Origin of the sequence: Prevotella ihumii, assembly GCF_900155655.1 — a bacterium.
Classification (GTDB): Bacteria; Bacteroidota; Bacteroidia; order Bacteroidales; family Bacteroidaceae; genus Prevotella; species Prevotella ihumii.
Genome location: NZ_LT706990.1, coordinates 2,306 through 23,244 on the forward strand (window position 1 = coordinate 2,306; position 20,939 = coordinate 23,244).

General features: G+C 39.9%; 13 protein-coding genes, 1 pseudogene and 1 CRISPR repeat array. Of the genes and pseudogenes, 6 read left to right on the forward strand and 8 right to left on the reverse strand.

Features of this window, described 5'->3' with window-relative positions; genetic code table 11:
* Positions 1–263: 263 nt before the first annotated feature.
* The gene (locus CZ367_RS13675) at positions 264–611 is read right to left on the reverse strand and encodes a hypothetical protein (protein WP_084793557.1); all 348 of its coding nucleotides are present in this window, start codon (positions 609–611) and stop codon (positions 264–266) included.
* Positions 612–775: 164 nt separating this feature from the next.
* Here CZ367_RS13675 and mutY point away from each other — a divergent pair, with 164 nt between their 5' ends.
* Positions 776–1,771, forward strand: coding sequence for an A/G-specific adenine glycosylase (gene mutY / locus CZ367_RS13680; RefSeq protein WP_077197489.1), 996 nt, complete (start codon positions 776–778; stop codon positions 1,769–1,771).
* Between the two features lie 295 nt (positions 1,772–2,066).
* On the opposite strand, the gene CZ367_RS13685 is transcribed toward mutY, so the two are convergent.
* The 4 genes from CZ367_RS13685 to CZ367_RS13700 form a co-directional block, all read right to left on the reverse strand.
* On the reverse strand, positions 2,067–3,329 hold the full coding sequence (locus tag CZ367_RS13685) for a DNA cytosine methyltransferase (protein ID WP_077197490.1): 1,263 nt from the start codon (positions 3,327–3,329) through the stop codon (positions 2,067–2,069).
* Between the two features lie 73 nt (positions 3,330–3,402).
* The gene (locus tag CZ367_RS13690; RefSeq protein WP_077197491.1) at positions 3,403–3,804 is read right to left on the reverse strand and encodes a hypothetical protein; all 402 of its coding nucleotides are present in this window, start codon (positions 3,802–3,804) and stop codon (positions 3,403–3,405) included.
* A 48-nt stretch (positions 3,805–3,852) separates the two neighbouring features.
* Entirely contained in the window at positions 3,853–5,133 is a 1,281-nt protein-coding gene (locus tag CZ367_RS13695) for an MFS transporter (protein WP_077197499.1), read from the reverse strand.
* Between the two features lie 229 nt (positions 5,134–5,362).
* Positions 5,363–6,118, reverse strand: coding sequence for a helix-turn-helix transcriptional regulator (locus CZ367_RS13700; RefSeq protein ID WP_077197492.1), 756 nt, complete (start codon positions 6,116–6,118; stop codon positions 5,363–5,365).
* 261 nt (positions 6,119–6,379) lie between these two features.
* Here CZ367_RS13700 and CZ367_RS13705 point away from each other — a divergent pair, with 261 nt between their 5' ends.
* The 4 genes from CZ367_RS13705 to cas2 all read left to right on the forward strand — a co-directional run bounded on the left by CZ367_RS13705 (position 6,380) and on the right by cas2 (position 14,349).
* Positions 6,380–7,444, forward strand: coding sequence for a hypothetical protein (locus tag CZ367_RS13705; protein ID WP_144006045.1), 1,065 nt, complete (start codon positions 6,380–6,382; stop codon positions 7,442–7,444).
* A 1,125-nt stretch (positions 7,445–8,569) separates the two neighbouring features.
* Positions 8,570–13,033 carry a type II CRISPR RNA-guided endonuclease Cas9 gene (cas9, locus tag CZ367_RS13710; RefSeq protein WP_077197494.1) on the forward strand — a complete coding sequence of 1,488 codons (4,464 nt, stop codon included), beginning with the start codon at positions 8,570–8,572 and terminating at the stop codon, positions 13,031–13,033.
* Positions 13,034–13,061: 28 nt separating this feature from the next.
* A complete protein-coding gene (gene cas1, locus CZ367_RS13715) occupies positions 13,062–13,994 on the forward strand; it encodes a type II CRISPR-associated endonuclease Cas1 (RefSeq protein WP_077197495.1) in 933 nt (310 codons plus the stop codon).
* Positions 13,995–14,007: 13 nt separating this feature from the next.
* Positions 14,008–14,349: a CRISPR-associated endonuclease Cas2 gene (gene cas2 / locus CZ367_RS13720; RefSeq protein WP_077197496.1), complete on the forward strand. Its 342-nt coding sequence runs from the start codon at positions 14,008–14,010 to the stop codon at positions 14,347–14,349.
* Between the two features lie 63 nt (positions 14,350–14,412).
* Here cas2 and CZ367_RS13725 read toward each other — a convergent pair whose 3' ends face one another.
* The gene (locus CZ367_RS13725; protein WP_237581854.1) at positions 14,413–14,760 is read right to left on the reverse strand and encodes a transposase; all 348 of its coding nucleotides are present in this window, start codon (positions 14,758–14,760) and stop codon (positions 14,413–14,415) included.
* Between the two features lie 122 nt (positions 14,761–14,882).
* On the opposite strand from CZ367_RS13725, the gene CZ367_RS13730 reads away from it, so the two are divergent.
* A complete protein-coding gene (locus tag CZ367_RS13730; protein WP_077197497.1) occupies positions 14,883–16,109 on the forward strand; it encodes a transposase in 1,227 nt (408 codons plus the stop codon).
* A 279-nt stretch (positions 16,110–16,388) separates the two neighbouring features.
* On the opposite strand, the gene CZ367_RS16780 is transcribed toward CZ367_RS13730, so the two are convergent.
* Entirely contained in the window at positions 16,389–16,610 is a 222-nt protein-coding gene (locus CZ367_RS16780) for a hypothetical protein (RefSeq protein ID WP_237581856.1), read from the reverse strand.
* A gap of 800 nt (positions 16,611–17,410) precedes the next feature.
* Positions 17,411–18,541 (reverse strand): annotated as a pseudogene (locus CZ367_RS16785) (IS110 family transposase).
* Positions 18,542–18,777: 236 nt separating this feature from the next.
* Positions 18,778–20,362: a CRISPR direct-repeat array (repeat unit 47 nt; unit sequence GTTGTGATTTGCTCGAAAAATCGTATCTTTGCAATATAAGAAACAAC).
* Positions 20,363–20,939: the final 577 nt, after the last annotated feature.

Genomic DNA, 20,939 nt, shown 5'->3' on the forward strand with positions numbered 1-20,939 from the left:
GTCGTTAGAATGAGAATGTATTTTGCGATTATTTTGAGATTTATTTTGCATATATCAAAGGAGCATAGCGGGCTATGTGACTGCAGATATAGGTAAAATAAAGCCAAAATAATCCAAAAGACAGCTCATAAGTTTCAAAAATAATAAAGTAAGCACTTAAACTGGTCTAATGACCAATTTGGGTTTAAAAAGCCTTTGCGGGCTAATGACCGGTTTGGGATAATGCTTTCTAAAAGGAAAAACAGACAACAGATAAGTTAATCTTAGAAGCCTAAACCCTCAAGAATGCCTTGCAAACCTGACCCTACTTCTAATACTTTGTCTAATATTCCGTCTTTTGCTCCCTTAGCCATATACTTTGCACATTCTCCCTCCAAACGGCGAATACGTTGGCGTTCGGCTTCGTTATAGTTATGACGAGAGATGTCTTTGCGCAAGCTTATAAATTGGTTAGCAGCTATTTCCCAATCTTTCACACCATAATTGCGACTCTTATCACGCAGTTCGTAAGAGAATTTCTCTAAGTTATTGATAGCTGCTTCCTTAGTGGTACAAGCGGTTAACGCTAAAAACATAGCACACGCAAATAGACTAAAAATAGTATTCTTCATCTTTTTCATATCTGTTTGTTATTTGCTTAGTTACGATTTCCCTTGTTGGTCAAGGTGGGAGACTTCCTCCCTATCGTGCGCAAAAATAGGAATTTATACGCAATAAAACCAAATTTTTGCTCCCAAACTATCCTTTTTTAGTACTTTTAACCTACCTTTGCGGTATGAATTTTACACACGAATTGCTCAAATGGTATGCACAGAATGGCAGAGATTTGCCGTGGAGAGCCACCAAAGACCCTTACGCAATATGGCTTAGCGAGGTGATATTGCAACAGACACGCATAGCGCAAGGACACAGCTACTGGGAGCGCTTTATGCAACAATGGCCACAAGTAAACGATTTGGCTGCGGCTACCGAAGACGAAGTATTGCGAGCGTGGCAAGGATTGGGCTATTATTCGCGTGCAAGAAATCTGCACACAGCTGCCAAACAGATAGCCGAACTTGGACATTTCCCTACTACATATAACGAAATTATAAAGCTAAAAGGCGTTGGCGAATACACTGCAGCTGCCATAGCCTCAATAGCTTACAACGAAGCTGTGGCAGTGGTAGACGGCAATGTATATAGGGTGTTGGCACGATACTTTGGCATCGATACACCGATAGATACCACCGAGGGCAAGAAAACCTTTCGGGCAATGGCACAAGCACACCTTTCTACAACCGAACCAGCAGCTTACAATCAAGCCATTATGGATTTTGGGGCTATTCAGTGTACACCCAAGTCGCCCGATTGTTCTGCTTGCCCACTCGTAGAAACGTGTTTCGCTTACCAAAATCATAAAATAGACTTGCTCCCTACAAAGAGTAAAAAGATAAAACAACGTGAACGCAAGTTCCAATACGTCTATATAAGATGCAATAACCATATCGCTATTCGCCGCCGAGGTGCAGGGGACATTTGGCAAGGCTTATGGGAATTTCCCACCACAGATGCCTTGTCGGTTCCTCTCGCTTCGCTCCATCTCCTCCAATCTAACGCAAAGCACGTTCTCACTCATCAAATTATCTATGCTGATTTCTACCTCTACGAAACCGCCACACGCCCCACCCTCTCCTCCGATTTTATATGGATTGAGGAAAGCGAGATAGATAAGTATGCTTTGCCAAGACTAATGGAGATAATGCTAAAGCACTTGGAAAAATATCATTAATAAAGGCATAGCACAACAAAAACATAGAAACAATAAAGCCTTACAATTCCTTTATGAGTTTAGGAATGTAAGGCTTTATTATTTAACCCAAATCGCTCATTAGCCCGCAAAGGCTTTTTAAAGCGTTTAGATGTTATGCTTTTCTTCGTCTTTGCAACTTATTTTAGCTCTTTTCGTTTGTTTTTTCAGTTGTTTAGCTCGCTAAACGTCTTCAAAAACAACCAAAAATAGCTCAAAATAAGCTCGCAAATCTCGAAGAAGTCTAATGACCTATTTGGGTTTAATATTTCTACCCTTATATATCATTGGCTGAAACTCGTATTGCTAACCCTATGGCTTTGCCCAATAGTGGTGGCACAGCATTGCCTGTCTGAACAAGTTGTTTGTTTTTGGGACCTTCAAAGATAAAACTATCAGGAAACGACTGTAAGCGTGCCATTTCGCGTGCGGTAAGCACTCTTGGCAGCTTTGGGTGAATGTTTACACCGCCATGATTCTCTTTTATTGTACAAGAGGCTTCGTCCCAAGGACATTTTTTCCACGCATCCGAATAACCTTTATAAAGACTCTTTCCTTCAGGGCAAGCCAGTATTCGCTCTTGCATTTCAGGGCGGTGCTTTGTAGGAACATGGTTGAAAGCAAGGTCTTCAGGGTGATTGATTAAGTCGCCTATTGCTTGTCCTGTGGTAATATACTTATCCGATGACAATATAGGCTTAGGGTGAAAGTTCGACCTGCCTATTCTATTGCCTATAAATATCACACGTTCACGCTTTTGTGGTGTATAATAATCGGCTGCACAAAGCGTTGTAACATTCATATCGTAACCAATAGTTCGATAATCTTCTAATATCTTTTGTTCCACACGACCATTGAGCATAGACCGCAATCCCTTTACGTTTTCACAAATAACAAATTCGGGTTGTAAGACTTTGACAATCTCCAACATCTCTAAATACAAAGAATTACGTGGGTCGTCAACTATTCTATTACCTGCCATCGAAAAACCTTGACAGGGGAAACCCCCAGCGATAACGTTAAGCGGACGACCATTAAGTTGCTGTTTAACGGTGTTATAAAACTCTTCCTTAACTTCAGGTAATGTTATATCGCCATTTACAAAAGGGTGGTTAAAGTTTCGTCGATAGGTTTCACCTGCTTCCTTGAACCAGTCTAAGCCACAAATACCTTGCAGCCCTGACATTTCAAGTCCTTTAGATAATCCGCCAGCACCGCAGAACAGGTCTACAAAAGTAAGGTCAGAAGGAGTTGGACTATCCCAATATTGGCTAATATCTATCCACGAAGTTTCGTTCTTTATCGTTTTTGAACGAGATAAAGGTTCAGCGATAGGATTACCAAAAAAATTGTATTGTACTTGCTTTTCAGTATTTGAAGGCTTATTAATAAAGTTTTCAAGAGCAGAAATAGGAATTCTGTATGATGTTCCTATCTTTATAGCATTCAGTTCATTTGCTGCAATATATCTTCTAATCGACTTTTGAGACAGCTTTAATTGCCCTGCTACTTCTGCTATTGTATAAAATGGTTCGCTCATGTTTTACATTCAATTTGTACACTATTGTCTAATGTGTATGAAAAATTACGAAATAAATCTTATCTGGCAAAGATTATCCTTTCTTGAACACAAATATATATTCGTGCTTGAAAAGGAATGTGTCGCTTTTAAGTGTACGATAACGCCACAAAGCCTCCATTCCTATTTTACCTCTGTTGCTCACCATATCTTTTACAACAATGCCTTTAAGCTTGCATTTTATTTGCTTTCTAATCGAATACATTAAATAAAAACCTAAAGGAACGACCTCTTGATTTCGATATAAATCACCAACCACGATTGCAAAATGTTTACCTGCACGAAGAAATTCTACCATATTCTTCATTGCTAATGTGAATTGGTTGATGAATTTGTCTAATTCTATAATATTGGATAAGTCTTCCTTACAATCCGTAGGGCAACTTGTTCCATATACCCAAAACGAACCTTTATAAAAAAGAATATAGCGCAACATTATGCTGTTACGCTATATTATGGAATTAATATCTGAAACATCAAAAACTTATTCTCCGCTATCTTTCTTACCAAATGTCGGGTCTACCTTCAGGATTGAGGCAACGAGGAAGGGGAAAAGGCACGATACCATAACAATAACAAAGAAGTAATGGTAGCCCACAGCATCGGCTAACGTACCTGCAAATAAGCCAGGAAGCATCATTGAGAGTGCCATAAAGCCTGTACAAAGTGCATAATGGCTGGTCTTGTGTTCGCCTTGACTGAAATAAAGCATAAAGAGCATATAGGCACTAAAGCCAAATCCGTAGCCAAAATTCTCAACAAAGATAGCTGCACTGATGGCAAAAACACTTTGCGGAAGTACAAAACCAAGATATACGTAGGCGATGTTGGGAAGCGTTATGGCAATGGTCATAGGCCACAACCATCGCTTTAGTCCGTCACGACTTGCCACCAGTCCGCCAAGTATTCCTCCAACAAGCAGTCCTACCACACCCACAATGCCATTTACAACACCAAAGGTTTCCAACGAGAGTTGCAATCCGCCTTTTGCCGTTTCACCACGAAGGAAGAGTGGCGCAACGGGATTTAAGAGTGCTTCGGGCAAACGAAAAAGTAGCATAAAGGCAATAGCGGTCAGTATTTGTTTCTTGCGGAAGAACGAAGCAAAGGTTTCTATAAATTCGGAAACAAGTTCGGAAGCCGAAAGACGTGTATGTTCGGCATCTGCAAGTGGACGTGGCAACACAAAATTATGATAGAGTGCCAAGCCAATAAATAAGGCTGCTAACCCATAAAACACCAACGACCACGAGAGTTGGACGCTCATATAGGTCTGTAACAATCCTGCAAGAGCCACCAAGCCACCCTTTCCAACTATCATTGAGATGCGATAAAACGTAGAACGAATGCCTACAAAGAACGATTGTTCGTGAGCGTTGAGCCCTAACATATAAAATCCATCTGCGCCGACATCGTGTGTGGCACTCGAAAACGCCAACAACCAGAAGAAACATATCGTACCTTGCAGCCAAAGCCCTACATTTATGGTAAAGGCTACACCTGCAAAGGCTGCGCCAAGAAGCAATTGCATAGCCACAACCCACCAACGCTTGGTGCGGATAAGGTCTAAGAACGGACTCCATAGTGGCTTAATTACCCAAGGCAGATAGAACCAAGAGGTGTAAAAAGTAATCTCAGCATCTGACAAACCCATTTGCTGATACATTACCAACGATACCAATGTAACTGCCACGTTGGGCAATCCTTCTGCAAAATATAGGCTCGATACCCAAGCCCAAGGCGATATTTTATGCTTTGTTTCCAAACTATTTATGTTTTTACAAGTGTATTCTAAATGTATAAATGTTATGCGGAACTCGATACGCATTGATGAACTTGCTCATAAACCGAGTCCCTACACCTTTGCCGAATGCAGCATATTTTAGCACAAAGGTAATAAAAAAAATACAAACTCCTTATGTTTTCTTCTCTTTAGCAAGCAATCTCTTCATACCATCACTATAAACATTGTCTTGACAACAAATAAAAAGGGATTAAAAAAGTTTATAAGCAACAGCACGTGAATGGGCTTCTGCAATGTTAGCCACTTTGAGTTTATTGAACACATTGCGCTTATAAAACTTTATACTATCAACACTTTTACACATCTTTTCTGCTATTTCGCTCATTGTTAGTCCCACTGCCGAAAGCCTCAACACCTCTATTTCCTCGTCTTTCAGCTGCACTGCCGTGCGTTCTTTCCATTTATACGAAAGGAAAGCGTATTCCCAATAATTACGATTGCTCTCCTTGTGCAATTCTACGTGTCCTTTGTCTTTGTGCGAAGATGGCGAAACCACACACATAGCTATCCATATCCGCCCATCGGCAGTGAGTTCTACGGGAGTAAGGCGATGGTTCACCAAGGTTTGCTTCTTCCCATTTTGCAAATGAAAATCGTACGACATAGAACATCTGCACTTATCTTCTATACTGAAAGTATCGAAAAACTGAAATCCACTTCTATTGATTTCCACCAACATCTTTTGTTCTTCTTTGGGTACGTGCTGCAAATAAAAACTATACCCCATCGCCTTTACCTCCTCAGCGGTGTGTCCACAGAGAAACAAAGGATTGTCGGCAACATATAGAAACTCTTGCTTGTAATAATCTATCAAGTAAACACTCTGATAGGTTACACGTGCAAAAGTCTCCACCGTCTGTATCACTGCCGCAATTGTTTTCGCATTATAAGTTGGCATTTCTTTCACTTCATTGAGTTCAAGAAAGAAGTCTTTCACATCTACCATTGTCGTATGCTTAATTATTCATCTACAAGAATAAACAAAAACACCGAGCCAAAGCAATATCATTACACAAAAGTGTAAAAACAAACCTTCATACTTAAAATTTACACAAAAGAATAATGAAAATATTTAAAATCAACTTACCTTTGCATAAGATAATTTGTCGTAGGTAAAGCGTAGGAGCGTGACTTATTCGCAAGCTCATCAGACGTATCACGTTCCAAAACATCAACTTCGCAACAGAATAAAAAACAAACAATGATTATGAACAGAAACATCTTAAAACTCCTTACTTTGTATTTTGTGCTATTTAGCTTTAACATTGCAAAGGCACAACACTATCGACCATACGAGGCATATACCGCCAGTGCTTTTGTAGAATATAACGACCTCCATCCTAAAGAAATAGCCACAGCCGACAACAATTGGGATATACTAATGGCATTCCGACAATGGCATAAGCCCAACTATTTAGACTCGCTAAACGTACCTTACACCCAAAGCCAACTGATGTTGCTCACCATCAACAAAATGCTAAAGGCGGATAGAGACGGTTACATTTCTACAATACCTCTATTCGACTCGCTCGCCACAGCTCGTATGCGCAAGGATAGTCGAATATTTGTAGAACAAAACATTGACCACATCGCACCTTATTGCACACAATTGCGCCAACTAATGGCAAAAGACAAATGTGAAGCCAATACATATAGCATCCTCTTCTCGTATATCCTCGACACCATTACGTGGGAGCTTCTCAACACCAACAGGGATAGTATGACCATAGCCCCAACGTGGAAAGGTGCTTTCTACTTACATTATTACCCTCGTCAAAATGCGTGTGGAACCAATACCTACGGCAGTATGCAGATGGCTATTTCGCATAATTACAGAATAAAGGGATTCGACTACATAGACGGATTACCTTTTGAAGAGATTGCAGCGGAATATCAGAGAAATGGTTGTATCAAAGACGAAAAACTAAAAAAGCAAATTATGCCATACGGAGTTTGTGATAAAAACGGCAAAATACAGATACCTGTCATCCATTTCCAAAAAGAATCACAACTCAACCTTATTGCACTGAACATTGCGCAAGCCATAAAGAAAGATTTTACACAAACCGCATACGTTCAAAACTTTATGAAACAATATCACATAGACAAGCGTCAATTGGCAATTGTTATTCTCTATCACGAATATATGTGGGACTTGCTCGACATATTATGTGAACGTAAGCTGATACAACAACCCAAACTTTGGACAAGCAAGACCCACGATATAGCCGACCTGCGCTATCAACTATTTTTGCTCAAAGTGAAAGAATAGGTTACAAATAGCTTAAGGCTGGTTCTATAAATTAGCTTTGTTAGATTTTGAGCTTATTTTTGAGGTCAAAATGCAAGAGCGTGAAGGAGTGTAGCGAGCTACACGACTGAACGAACTTACATTTTGAACCAAAACGGAGCAAGCCGAATGCAATCAAACTTATTTGAATGGTTGAGGCGCAACCTGTTTTATATAAAAAGAAGCCAAAAGATAACAAAACGTATTTCATAAAAATTTAATGACTATATGCGGTGGTAATTTATAGAACCAGCCTTAACATTTAGAACTGCAAGAACACATAAGAATTATAGGGTATAAATAGATTCAAACCTCTTATATCGAACGCTTATTCATCTCAAATAATCGCCTATTTTTCCGAATACAAAGATATAAATGTTAAAAATAAGCCTCATAACTCTCATATTTGCAACCACAAAGGCTGTTGGTTGTAAATATGAGAATTATACGTGTGCAATCATAAATTACTGATAATCTGAAAGAAACAAAGACATACATAGAACTGTGCAAAAACACACTGCTCTTAATACACGAATATAGAACGCTAAAGAGGAAAATACAGACAGGAAATTACGCATTTGTACATATTTAGGAGGGCTAAACATCAACTTTGACCCTCCCAAAGTTCAACTTTGACACCCTCATACATATATGTTTGACATTCTCAACATTGAACTTTTACAGCATTACACTTCCGTTTCAGAGTTTTAAAATATAATATGCGAAAAATCGAATAATCCTATTTCGGAATTTCAAATGTTAAATCGCAATTTCTCAACTCAGCATTTGGCATAGCTTTTGTATATACCGAATAAAAATAAGAAATGAATAAAAAACGAACAATTTTATAAGAATAATAAAAGAAAAATAGAACAAAAATATTACCTTTGTAAAACTAAGAACAAAAGTACATAGACTGCTAACAAGTTTCATCACATACGAAAGGATACAAAGAAAGCGAGTTGTTAAACCCGCTTTATTTGTTTTCACAACGGAATAATCCTTATTGTGATTTGCTAAAAAATCGTGGTGCAAATATAGCAATTTTATTACAAACTGCCAAATAATTAGTAAAAAATATTACTTTAAACCAAAACAGAATAAAAAATGAAGAACATTTTAGGTTTAGACTTGGGAACCAATAGCATTGGTTGGGCTAAAGTCTCAGTAGACGAAAATGGAAAGGTGATGAGCGACATACAACTTGGAAGTCGCATTATCCCAATGACTCAAGATGTATTGAGCAAGTTTGATAACGGACAAACGCAGTCGCAAACAGCCGAACGCACGGGCTATCGTGGGCATCGCCGCCTCTTAGAACGCTCGCTTCAACGAAGAGAGCGACTTCACAGAGCCTTGCACGTGATGGGTATGTTGCCCCCACACTATGAAAAAGAAATAGGATGGAACAGAAACGAACCTAAAACATACGGAAAATTTATAGATAATGCCGAGCCAAAAATAGCTTGGGAACGTGGAGAAGATGGAAAAATGCAGTTCCGTTTTATGGACTCGTTCCACGAAATGTTGGCAGATTTTGCCCACCATCAACCAGCATTAGTAGCTGATGGAAAACGTATTCCATTAGATTGGACACTCTATTATCTGCGCAAAAAAGCACTCACCGAGGCAGTTACAAAGGAAGAATTGGCGTGGATATTGCTTAGTTTCAACCAAAAACGTGGCTATTACCAGCTGCGTGGAGAGGAGGAAGAAGAGGATATAACCAAACGAAAGGAATATCACGAGTTAGAAGTGGAACGTGTAGATGCCACAGGCGAAAAGAAAGGTGACAAGGAATGGTATAACATTTGGCTAAAAAATGGTTGGCTGTACAGAAGACAGAGCAGCATACCGCTTGACAATTGGGTAGGAAAGATTAAGAAGTTTATCGTTACAACCGAATATGAAGCTGATGGTATAACCATTAAAAAGGACAAAGAAGGCAACGAACGCCGTTCGTTCCGTTCGCCTTCGGAAGACGACTGGACACTAAGAAAGAAATGTACCGAACAGCAGATAGAGCAATCGGGCAAAACTGTGGGTGCTTTCATTTATGATCATCTGCTTGCCGAACCGTCTGACAAAATTCGTGGCAACTATGTGCGCACCATCGAACGCAATTATTATAAAGACGAATTACGGGCTATATTGCAAAAACAAAGAGAGTTTCACGAGGAATTGCGTAACAAAACGTTAGTGGAAGCTTGCGCAAAGGAACTCTATCTACGCAATGAAACACATCAGAAGGTTCTTATGCAAAAAGATATGGTGCACCTATTGCTCGACGACTTGATATTCTATCAACGTCCATTGAAGAGCAAAAAGTCGCTCATAGCCGATTGCCCATACGAAAAATATAACTATACAGATAAAGAAACAGGAGAAATAAAAACCCAAACAAAGAAGTGTGCCGCAAAGTCGAACCCTTATTTTCAAGAGTTTAGATTGTGGCAGTTTGTTCAGAACTTACGTTTGTATAAGCGTGAGGACGATGCGGACGTTACGGCAGACTACTTAAAAACAACTGAAGACTATGCTAATCTCTTTGATTTTCTTAACGACCGCAAAGAGATAAAGCAGAGTGTTTTGCTGAAAAATTTCTTTAAAATAAAGAAAACAAAGGTAGGCAAAGAGTCAATCTTCCCCATAAGATGGAACTATATAGAAGACGAAAAGAAGACTTACCCTTGTAACGAAACTCGATATGAGCTACTATCTGCTCTGAAACGTGCAAATATAGAGGGAGATTGGCTCACAAAGGAGCGTGAATACAGAATGTGGCATTTGCTTTACTCTGTGGAACACAAGGACGAAACACGTAAAGCATTAGAGAAATGGGACGAGGGTGAAGACTTTATAAATGCTTTTCTAAAGGTGAAACCATTCAAAAAAGATTATGCTTCATACTCCGAAAAAGCCATAAAGAAATTGCTTACCGTAATGCGAATGGGCAAGTATTGGGAGGAAGACATAGTAAAAACCATTGCTGGAAAGCAAATAGAAAAGATTATTAACGGTGAAATAGACGAAAAACTAAAGGAGCGTATTCGTAATGCAAAACTGCCATTAGAAAACGTGAAAGCCTTTAGTGGATTGCCTGTATGGTTGGCTTGCTATGTGATATATAGTAGGCACTCTGAAACTACACAGATAACTAAATGGGAAAGTCCAGAAAGTTTGATGTCGTTTATCAAAGGCTTTAAACAAGGCGAAATGCGCAATCCTATTGTTGAACAATGCGTGTTAGAGACCTTACGCACCGTTCACGATATATGGAAAGCTGCAGGACATATTGACGAAATTCATATAGAGTTGGGACGTGAAATGAAACTCACAGCAGAAGAACGTCAACACAGAACAAGTGCTATACTGAATAACGAAGCAACCAATTTGCGCATCAAACAGTTATTGATGGAGTTGAAAAACGATAATAGCATAGAGAATGTGCGCCCTCACTCTCCTATGCAACAAGACATTTTGCGTATATATGAGGAAGGTGCACTGAACGAATTGAAAGCTGAAGATGCAGAATATAATGACATTCTAAAGATTTCGCACACTGCCCAACCTACCCAAGATGAACTTATACGTTACAAAGCTTGGTTGGAACAGAAATATCGCTCGCCTTACACAGGTAAGCCTATACCGCTCGGGAAACTATTTACAGCTGCATACGAAATAGAACACGTAATTCCTAAAGCACGCTACTTTGACGACTCACTATCTAATAAGGTGATTTGTGAAGCCGAGGTGAACAAAACGAAAGGAACTATGTTGGGATACGAATTTATCAAAGAGAAAGCAGGAACAAAGATACATTGCGCTGCCATAGGAGATGTAGTAATATTCAGTCAGGCTGAATACGAACAGTTTGTAAAAGAGCATTATGCGAACAACACAAAGAAACGCAACAAGCTTTTAATGGACGAAATACCACAAGACTTTATCAATCGCCAATTGAATGACAGTCGCTATATCAGCAAGATGGTCAAATCGCTATTATCAAACATTGTACGTGAACAAGGAGAAAGCGAAGCTACATCAAAGAACGTAATACTTTGCACTGGTGGCATTACAGACAGGCTCAAGAAAGATTGGGGAATGAATGATGTGTGGAACAACTTAATATATCATCGATTTGAAAGAATGAACAAACTAACTGAAAGTGAGTTATTCGGACATTGGGAGAATAAGAACGGAAAACGCGTGTTTCAAACCACAATGCCTATTGAGTTGCAACGTGGATTTAATAAGAAGCGCATAGACCATCGCCACCACGCAATGGACGCATTAATAATAGCTTGTGCATCACGCAACATTATCAATTATCTAAACAATGAGTCGGCAGCTGATGAGAAGAAGCGATACGACCTAAAAGCAAAATTATGTGGAGAGAAAGGAATGATAAAGAAACCTTGGGATAGCTTTACACAAGATGCTCAAAAGGCATTAAGCAATGTTGTAGTAAGTTTCCGTAACTATGTGCGCATTATCAACAAAGCAACAAACTTCTATGAGCGTATAGACGAAAAAGGAAAACATACACTTGTGCCTCAAAAGACGAAAGAAATGTGGGCAATACGCAAACCATTGCATAAAGAAACCTATTATGGAAAAGTGAACCTCAAACGTCCAGATACGGTATCATTATCAAAAGCATTGGAACAAGTGGAGCGGATTTGCGACAAAGAATTGCGCAAATATATCCTTCAACTAAAAGAGCAAGGAATGAATAACGCCAAGATAAAAGCACATTTCAAAGCGTTAGAAAATCGTTGGAACGAAAAAGATGTATCGAAAATAGATATTATCACCTTTACCAATGATAAAGGTGATAAGGAAGCAATGGTAGCATCAAGAAAGCCATTGGACACCTCGTTCGACGAAAAAGCAATCCGCTCAATAAGCGATACAGGTATTCAGAAAATACTTCTCAACTACCTTAAAGCCAAAAATGGAAATGAAAAGTTAGCTTTCTCGCCTGAAGGTATAGATGAGATGAATAAAAATATTTCGCTTTACAATGATGGAAAGCCACACCAGCCAATCCGCAAAGTGAGAGTAACCGATAAATTGGGTCTGAAATTCCAAGTAGGACAGCAAGGCAATAAAAAAGATAAATATGTTAAAGCTGAAGTAGGTACAAATCTTTACTTTGCAATCTATAAAGATGAAGAAGGCAACAGAGTTTATAATACGCCGGAATTTAGCGATATTGTGGAAAGACTTAAACAGGGTCTCAAGCCTGTAAAAGAAACATACAATAATGCTAAATTATTGTTCACCTTATCACCCAACGACTTAGTTTATGTGCCAACAGAAGATGAAATGAACATAGATAATGTAAAGGAATTAAATCCTGAACATATCTATAAAATGGTTAGCTCGACAGAAAATCGTAGCTTTTTTATTCAGCATAGAGTGGCAAAAAGCATACAAGATAAGTATGAGTTTTCTTCAAAAAACAAAATGGAGCGTGCTGTTGGAGATACAGATGTAATGATAAAGTCTGTCTGTTGGAAACTTGAAGTTGACCGATTAGGCAATATCACTAACATCATAAAATAGTATTGAACAAAAGAAAGGAGGAATATATATGATAAAGAAAACATTGTGTTTCACAAATCCTGCCTATCTCAGTATGCGCAACGACCAAATGGTATTGCGCATACCAGAGGTAGTAACAAACGAAGCGTTGCCACAAATGCTGAAAGACGAAGCTGTACGCACCATCCCAATAGAAGATATTGGGGTGGTAGTACTCGACAATAAACGCATCACCATAACAAGCGGCTTAATGGAGGCTTTGCTTGCAAACAATTGTGCAATAATCTCTTGCGATAGCAAAAGTATGCCCACAGGGATGATGTTGCCCTTATCGGGTAATACGCTACAAAACGAACGTTTTCGCCATCAGTTAGAATCTTCTTTACCATTACGCAAGCAGTTGTGGCAACAAACCATAAAACAAAAAATACTTAATCAAGAACACGTATTGCGTACCAACACCACCACCGAAACAAAATGTATGCGTGTATGGGCAGTAGAGGTTCGTAGTGGTGATGCCGATAATACAGAGGCACGAGCAGCAGCCTATTACTGGAAAAATCTATTCCCTACTATTCCTAACTTCGTCCGCGATCGTGAAGGCATTCCATCTAACAATCTGTTAAACTATGGGTATGCCATTCTGCGTGCAGTAATAGCTCGCTCATTAGTAGGAAGCGGACTCTTACCCACACTTGGCATTCATCACCATAATCGTTACAACGCATATTGCTTAGCCGATGATATAATGGAGCCCTACCGACCTTACGTAGACCAATTGGTTATCAGTATAATGAATACCGAAACCGATTATTCGGAATTGACCAAAGACATAAAAATGAAACTTCTCGGTATACCAATGATAGAAGTTGAAATAGGCAAAAGGCGCACACCTCTAATGATAGCTTCACAGCAAACAACGGCTTCGCTGTACAAATGTTTTGCAGGAGAGATACGCCAAATAGCATATCCAGAACTATAAAAAGAAAGAGTTTATGAGCGGTTTAGATAATTTAAGCGAATATAAAATTATGTGGCTACTTGTATTTTTTGACCTTCCCACCGACACTAAAAAGGATAAGAAAGCATACGCTGACTTCCGAAAAGTATTAATAAAAGATGGATTTACGATGTATCAATTCTCCATCTATGTACGCCATTGCGCAAGCAAAGATAATGCAGAAGTACATATACAGCGAGTGAAAAACAATCTACCTCGCTATGGTAAAGTTGGCATTCTCTGTATTACCGACAAACAATTTGCCAACATCCAGTTCTTTAATGGAGCTAAACCTGCCACCGCCACAGTTCCTTACCAACAGTTAGAACTATTTTAAACAGCCATTTACAGCTGCAAAAACCTATCCTTACCTATTGCAAAATTAATTAGGACCGCTGAATTAATAAATTGCCACGACTACAAAACAGCGGGCTCTAAACTTTGCAATGGTATCTGCCCATAAATTGAGCTTAATTTCGAAAAGGGCAAGACAAAGTTCCCTGAGGAACTTTATCACGTTCTTGACAAAGTAGCACATTCCTGTCCAGCATTCTGCTGTTTCTGGAAGCTTGGCTCTGATGTTGTTGGCTCGATAGACTCTCTTGCCTGTGCCGAAAGAGCATTCGACTTCGTTTCGTTCTCCGATGGCCTTGGCCATCTTCTTGAGATATTCGGGACTTCTGGGTTTCTTTGGCGGTCGACCTAATGGTTTGCAGCAAGTCTTTATCTCATATTCTTCCTCTATCAATACTTCGTTAATTCTAATGTAATCGTTTGAAAATGAGAGAGTTAATTAACTTAATATAACTAATAAAATTTGGCCAAGTGGCTGATTATCAGTAACTTTATAGTAGCAAAAACATAAAGCAAATGACATCAGAACCACTCGACCAATATACAGAAATCTGCAGAGATGCCATCAAAAGCTCATCTGCAAAATTAGGCAAAACTTTTGAGAATCTACTCTTGGAAATACTCTTATTGTACATGGCGATACAAAGAAAGATAAATTTCACTCAAATGGAGCGTTACGGCACCCATTGCGAGCAGACCTACAGAACGAATTTCAACCGCAGCCGGGCTAAGTGCATCAACTGGGTTAAGTTCAACCTCTACCTTTCCCAGCGTTATCTGAACATGGACGGACTGCTGGCTATAGCCATAGATCCGAGCTACATCAGTAAGTCAGGCAAGAAGACTCCGCATGTTGGTACTTTCTGGTCCGGCTGTGCAGGTTCCATGAAACACGGCATTGAAATTATGGGACTTGCCCTTGTCGATGTCTACGCCAACAACTGTATGATGCTTCGTGCCCATCAAACCCCTTCTACAAGAGAGTTGAAACTGCGTAGCATGACTCTTGTGCAGCATTACATTGCCGTCATCAAACGCTACAGGAAAGAATTGTTGAAGGTCACCGATATTGTTGTCGCTGATGCTTTCTTCTCTATCCGTCCGTTTGTGGAGGGAATCAAGGAGCAAGGCTTTCATCTTGTCAGCCGTTTCAGGGATACGGCGAGCCTATACTATGTGTACACGGGACCTCGTTCCAATAAGCCCGGGCGTCCCAAAACACTTGACGGGAAAATCAATTACAAGAAACTCGACCTCACGCGTATGGCGAAGATGCATATCGAAGGACTTGAAGGCACAGCTTACACACTCATCGCCTATTCAAAGGCACTGAAGCAGAAAGTGCGTCTTGTCATTTGGGTGATGCCGAACGGCAAGCACAAGCTTTTCTTCTCCACAAAGACATCTATGTCGGGTGAAGAAGTATTGCGCACATACCGCTCAAGATTCCAAATCGAGTTTTGCTTCCGTGATGCCAAGCAGTATACCGGACTCGCGCATTGCCAGGCAAGGCACAAGAATCAGCTGGACTTCTCCTACAACGCATCATTTGCATCACAGAATGTGGCAAAGGTGATGATGAAGGAAAACGGGCTACCGTATTCCATGGCTTCTTTCAAGGAGCTCATGGCGAGCACATACATTGCAAAATTAATTTTCGACAGGTGTCGGAGCATACCGAACCGAAAGTTAATTAGTCATACTATCAAAGAACTCTTTGGCTGGCAGAGGAAAGCTGCGTAACAATTATCTCAAATTTTAACGAACTATTGCTCTATAAAACCTGAAATAAATTCCCGCCAAAGTAACTAAAACGGCCGTTTTTCGGGACAACCTCACATACCAAGTGTATACAGACTCCTCTCCGAGCCTGCATAAATTATAATGATACTTTCCTCTTCGAGCTCAGGGCGCACACTGGGTTCCATCGCCGACCATGTCGTTGGTTAATTTGCAAAGCGAGGTCACATGCCATCACAAAGATAGTAGCCTTTCCATGGCCGGTATATCGTGCCATCCGTTTTAGGCGAATGTTTCGATTCTGTTGTCGAAGTCCTGGTACGGAACGTTTTCTCCGAGAATGTGCCATGCGCAGACGAGTATCTTACGCGCGATGGCTACCTGTACTTTCATCTTATTCTTCTTGAACACACCAAAAACTTTCTCAATAATTTCGCCCGTGCTGCTTAAAATACAAAGAAAAATGCTATCTTTGTGCACGTCAAGGCCACATACGATTCTCATAAGCCTACATTTGAGGATTATTAATTTTTTGCTCAAAGATAATACATATTGTGACATAGAGCACGCATTTAGGACAAAGAATTTATGCTGGCCTTGACACTTTTCCGTCAAATGGGAAGGCGATTCGGGAATTTATTTCCCGTTTTTTATTTCCACAGGCTTATATTTCGAGATTTTTATGTATCTTTGCAACATAAGTACAGTACTAACAGCCGATATCAATAGCAAATGGCATCCCATCGGGTCATCGGAGCTATGACAGACTTGTAATTAGACAAGCGGAGGTTAGTATTAGCCCGATAAGCGATAAGGTGATAAATATCCTTATCGCTTACTTTTTTAATTTATGATAAACCAGCAACCCAGTTCTTGGTTTAGTATCTTCAAGAATATACCACGATTTAAACACCATTTTACTTTTTTGAATTTTGCAAATGCACACAATAGCTACATCTTTATAAAACTTTATTAGATGCCACTCTGTGAGTTGGTAATCCTTTTGCTGTTTATCTTTATAACTTTGCCCTAACCATACCTCATCAGGATTTTCCTCTATAAAACCTGAAATAAATTCTCGCTAAAGTAACTAAAACGGCCGTTTTTCGGGACAACCTCACATACCAAGTGTATACAGACTCCTCTCCGAGCCTGCATAAATTATAATGATACTTTCCTCTTCGAGCTCAGGGCTCACACTGAGTTCCATCGCCGACCATGTCGTTGGTTAATTTGCAAAGCGAGGTCACATACCATCACAAAGATAGTAGCCTTTCCATGGCCGGTATATCGTGCCATCCGTTTTAGGCGAATGTTTCGATTCTGTTGTCGAAGTCCTGGTACGGAACGTTTTCTCCGAGAATGTGCCATGCGCAGACGAGTATCTTACGCGCGATGGCTACCTGTATTTTCATCTTATTCTTCTTGCGGACTTGTGTCTGGTGATAGGAAAAACGGTTGAAGAAACAATCTTGGGTTCGGCTTGCGCCCTATGAACACTGGATGATGGTGCGTCGCAGATATCGGTTGCCATATGTGATACGGCGTGACTTGAAGGTTCCATTTGACTGGTCGTTGCGTGGTTTCAGTCCGCTCCATAAAGTAAGATGGCCCGCCGTCTCGAAGTGTGTTATGTCTGTTCCGATTTCTGCAATCAGTGATGTGGCGGCTCTCATTCCCACTCCTGGGATGGTCTGAAGATTGTGAAGGGCTTCGGCGTATTCATTCTCGCAGATTTCTTGCATCCTGTCCATACATTCCTGCTTGTGCCGCTCTGCCATGTCTATCTCGGCCGTGAGCTGCGCATAATGTCAATGTCGTATGCCGTGATGCATCCTGTGAGCGAGGCTATGATGACCTCCCTTCTATGGTGTTTGATAATCCGCCCGTGGACTTCTCTGACGAGCGTCTCGGGATCTGTTTCCCCTCGCATATTTTGCCAATCACGTTCTTGTAACTCTTGCTGTCCGTACTCGAGACGTAGTTGCTGAGCCGTATGGTGCAGCACTGCACCGCAGCGTCAAGTTTGCTGAGCTTACGCACGATCTCGTCATCAAGGTCGTAGATGCGACGGTCGTATTGCTGGATGCGCTCCAACGGGACAAAACCTCCACGAACCAGTTCCTTGAGCATGCACTCCGCTATCCATTGGGCATCTTTGACATCACTCTTGTGTCCGGGAAGCTGCTTGATGAAATAAGGGTTGATGAGCTTCAGGCGGAAGTGCGGCTCAAGCATGCGCCATACGGAATCCAATAAACACTCGTGCTTTCCATCCCGACTTCCTGTACTTGATATTTGAGCAACAAATCACGCATTTCGTACAGTTCGAGGGTCAACACACCAAAAACTTTCTCAATAATTTCGCCCATGCTGCTTAAAATACAAAAATAAATGCTATCTTTGTGCACGTCAAGGCCACATACGATTCTCATAAGCCTACATTTGAGGATTATTAATTTTTTTGCTCAAAGATAATACATATTGTGACATAGAGCACGCATTTAGGACAAAGAATTTATGCTGGCCTTGACACTTTTCCGTCAAATGGGAAGGCGATTCGGGAATTTATTTCCCGTTTTTTATTTCCACTGGCTTATATTTCGCGATTTTTATGTAAATTTGCAATATAAGAAACAACTTCTTCCTCATATTGCATCAAAGACATATAGTTGTGATTTGCTCGAAAAATCGTATCTTTGCAATATAAGAAACAACAGACGGTAAAATTATTTTAGAAGTATGGAAGTTGTGATTTGCTCGAAAAATCGTATCTTTGCAATATAAGAAACAACCTTCGTTTGTTCTGGGGTTGGTAAAGAAAGTTGTGATTTGCTCGAAAAATCGTATCTTTGCAATATAAGAAACAACCAGCTGCTGATACTAAGATTAAGCTCAACGTTGTGATTTGCTCGAAAAATCGTATCTTTGCAATATAAGAAACAACAGCGGACGTATGATAGCACAGTGGTGGTAAGTTGTGATTTGCTCGAAAAATCGTATCTTTGCAATATAAGAAACAACGACGGCAGATGGTGTACTTTGCTCTTATACGTTGTGATTTGCTCGAAAAATCGTATCTTTGCAATATAAGAAACAACCGTTATGTAGAACTACCTTTCCAACGTGCAGTTGTGATTTGCTCGAAAAATCGTATCTTTGCAATATAAGAAACAACAAATTCTTCGATGAAATCATTGCTGGCACAGTTGTGATTTACTCGAAAAATCGTATCTTTGCAATATAAGAAACAACAAAGCAGAGTTGAAAAACGTTAATCCTGTAGTTGTGATTTACTCGAAAAATCGTATCTTTGCAATATAAGAAACAACCTTAGTGTCGGGATTATAATTCTGATCCCTGTTGTGATTTGCTCGAAAAATCGTATCTTTGCAATATAAGAAACAACAGAGCTTTTCCGACTGGACAGACCACGCCCGTTGTGATTTGCTCGAAAAATCGTATCTTTGCAATATAAGAAACAACTTAGTGTTACTTTTGCATCGCAGTCGAACAGTTGTGATTTGCTCGAAAAATCGTATCTTTGCAATATAAGAAACAACTAATGCTTCAGTAATATAATAGTCTATAATGTTGTGATTTGCTCGAAAAATCGTATCTTTGCAATATAAGAAACAACCTCAAATCAACAGGGCAGCGTATGCAATCCGTTGTGATTTGCTCGAAAAATCGTATCTTTGCAATATAAGAAACAACGTGTTACAGATAGAGACTTTTACACCAATAGTTGTGATTTGCTCGAAAAATCGTATCTTTGCAATATAAGAAACAACCACCGCCTGGCACACCGCTACCCCCCGGACGTTGTGATTTGCTCGAAAAATCGTATCTTTGCAATATAAGAAACAACTGACGCTACGTGTAGGAAAGGCTGCGCCTTGTTGTGATTTGCTCGAAAAATCGTATCTTTGCAATATAAGAAACAACGTTCTGTTGAAAAAACCGCCACATATAAGAGTTGTGATTTGCTCGAAAAATCGTATCTTTGCAATATAAGAAACAACGAGTTCTCTAATGCTATACCCTTCGGCTCTGTTGTGATTTGCTCGAAAAATCGTATCTTTGCAATATAAGAAACAACTCCCCCTCGATGGTGGTAAGTCCATCACGCGTTGTGATTTGCTCGAAAAATCGTATCTTTGCAATATAAGAAACAACAGAAAGTATGCCAGTAGGAGGGAGGATTAGGTTGTGATTTGCTCGAAAAATCGTATCTTTGCAATATGAAGTTACGAAAAGAGTGTAATTTATTGAAAATGAGCGTAGGTTAATTGCTCTTGATAGTAATAGGTTACGATTTAGTTAGTTATCTACTGCATTATCCTTCTGCGCGTCGCGTAACCTTCAAAGAACTCTTTGTATGCAAAAGTAGCTATTTTATCCGAGATTTTGATATAAACTCCCGGATTTTTTATCACCTCATTCATTAGTTTTTCCGTAAAAGCGGTATTGTTCGTCGGAACACCATTGCCCAAAACGAGTTTAGAACAAACGTGTGCCGACTACCGCATAGCCAGAGAAAAGGGCATTGCCTCACGCCTAAACGATGTTTAGACTGATGAAGCAATGCCCCTTTCTTTTGCGCCTATGCCAAGAGGTGCTTTTACGGGTTTTCAAATGATTTTTCTTTTTTCGCTGTCTCTTTTGCCGTAAGCATCCAATATTAGCCGCCTTTGTGTAACATTCTTACTTTACTACCTTTGCCCGAAAAACTTATGTTTGTACTCAACGAAACAAATGTTTTTCGGGTTTGTTGCACTCCTGTGGATATGCGTCAGGGTATTCTTCGCCTGTCCCAATTGGTACGCCGCA

What these genes read in the sequence shown, in the direction of transcription:
- CZ367_RS13675 (WP_084793557.1), bottom strand. Translation starts at nt 611, where the DNA reads ATGAAGAATACTATTTTTAGTCTATTTGCGTGTGCTATGTTTTTAGCG.
- CZ367_RS13700 (WP_077197492.1), bottom strand. Translation starts at nt 6,118, where the DNA reads ATGGTAGATGTGAAAGACTTCTTTCTTGAACTCAATGAAGTGAAAGAA.
- CZ367_RS13730 (WP_077197497.1), top strand. Translation starts at nt 14,883, where the DNA reads ATGACATCAGAACCACTCGACCAATATACAGAAATCTGCAGAGATGCC.
- CZ367_RS16780 (WP_237581856.1), bottom strand. Translation starts at nt 16,610, where the DNA reads ATGAGAATCGTATGTGGCCTTGACGTGCACAAAGATAGCATTTTTCTT.
- cas2 (WP_077197496.1), top strand. Translation starts at nt 14,008, where the DNA reads ATGAGCGGTTTAGATAATTTAAGCGAATATAAAATTATGTGGCTACTT.
- cas9 (WP_077197494.1), top strand. Translation starts at nt 8,570, where the DNA reads ATGAAGAACATTTTAGGTTTAGACTTGGGAACCAATAGCATTGGTTGG.
- CZ367_RS13690 (WP_077197491.1), bottom strand. Translation starts at nt 3,804, where the DNA reads ATGTTGCGCTATATTCTTTTTTATAAAGGTTCGTTTTGGGTATATGGA.
- CZ367_RS13705 (WP_144006045.1), top strand. Translation starts at nt 6,380, where the DNA reads ATGAACAGAAACATCTTAAAACTCCTTACTTTGTATTTTGTGCTATTT.
- mutY (WP_077197489.1), top strand. Translation starts at nt 776, where the DNA reads ATGAATTTTACACACGAATTGCTCAAATGGTATGCACAGAATGGCAGA.
- cas1 (WP_077197495.1), top strand. Translation starts at nt 13,062, where the DNA reads ATGATAAAGAAAACATTGTGTTTCACAAATCCTGCCTATCTCAGTATG.
- CZ367_RS13685 (WP_077197490.1), bottom strand. Translation starts at nt 3,329, where the DNA reads ATGAGCGAACCATTTTATACAATAGCAGAAGTAGCAGGGCAATTAAAG.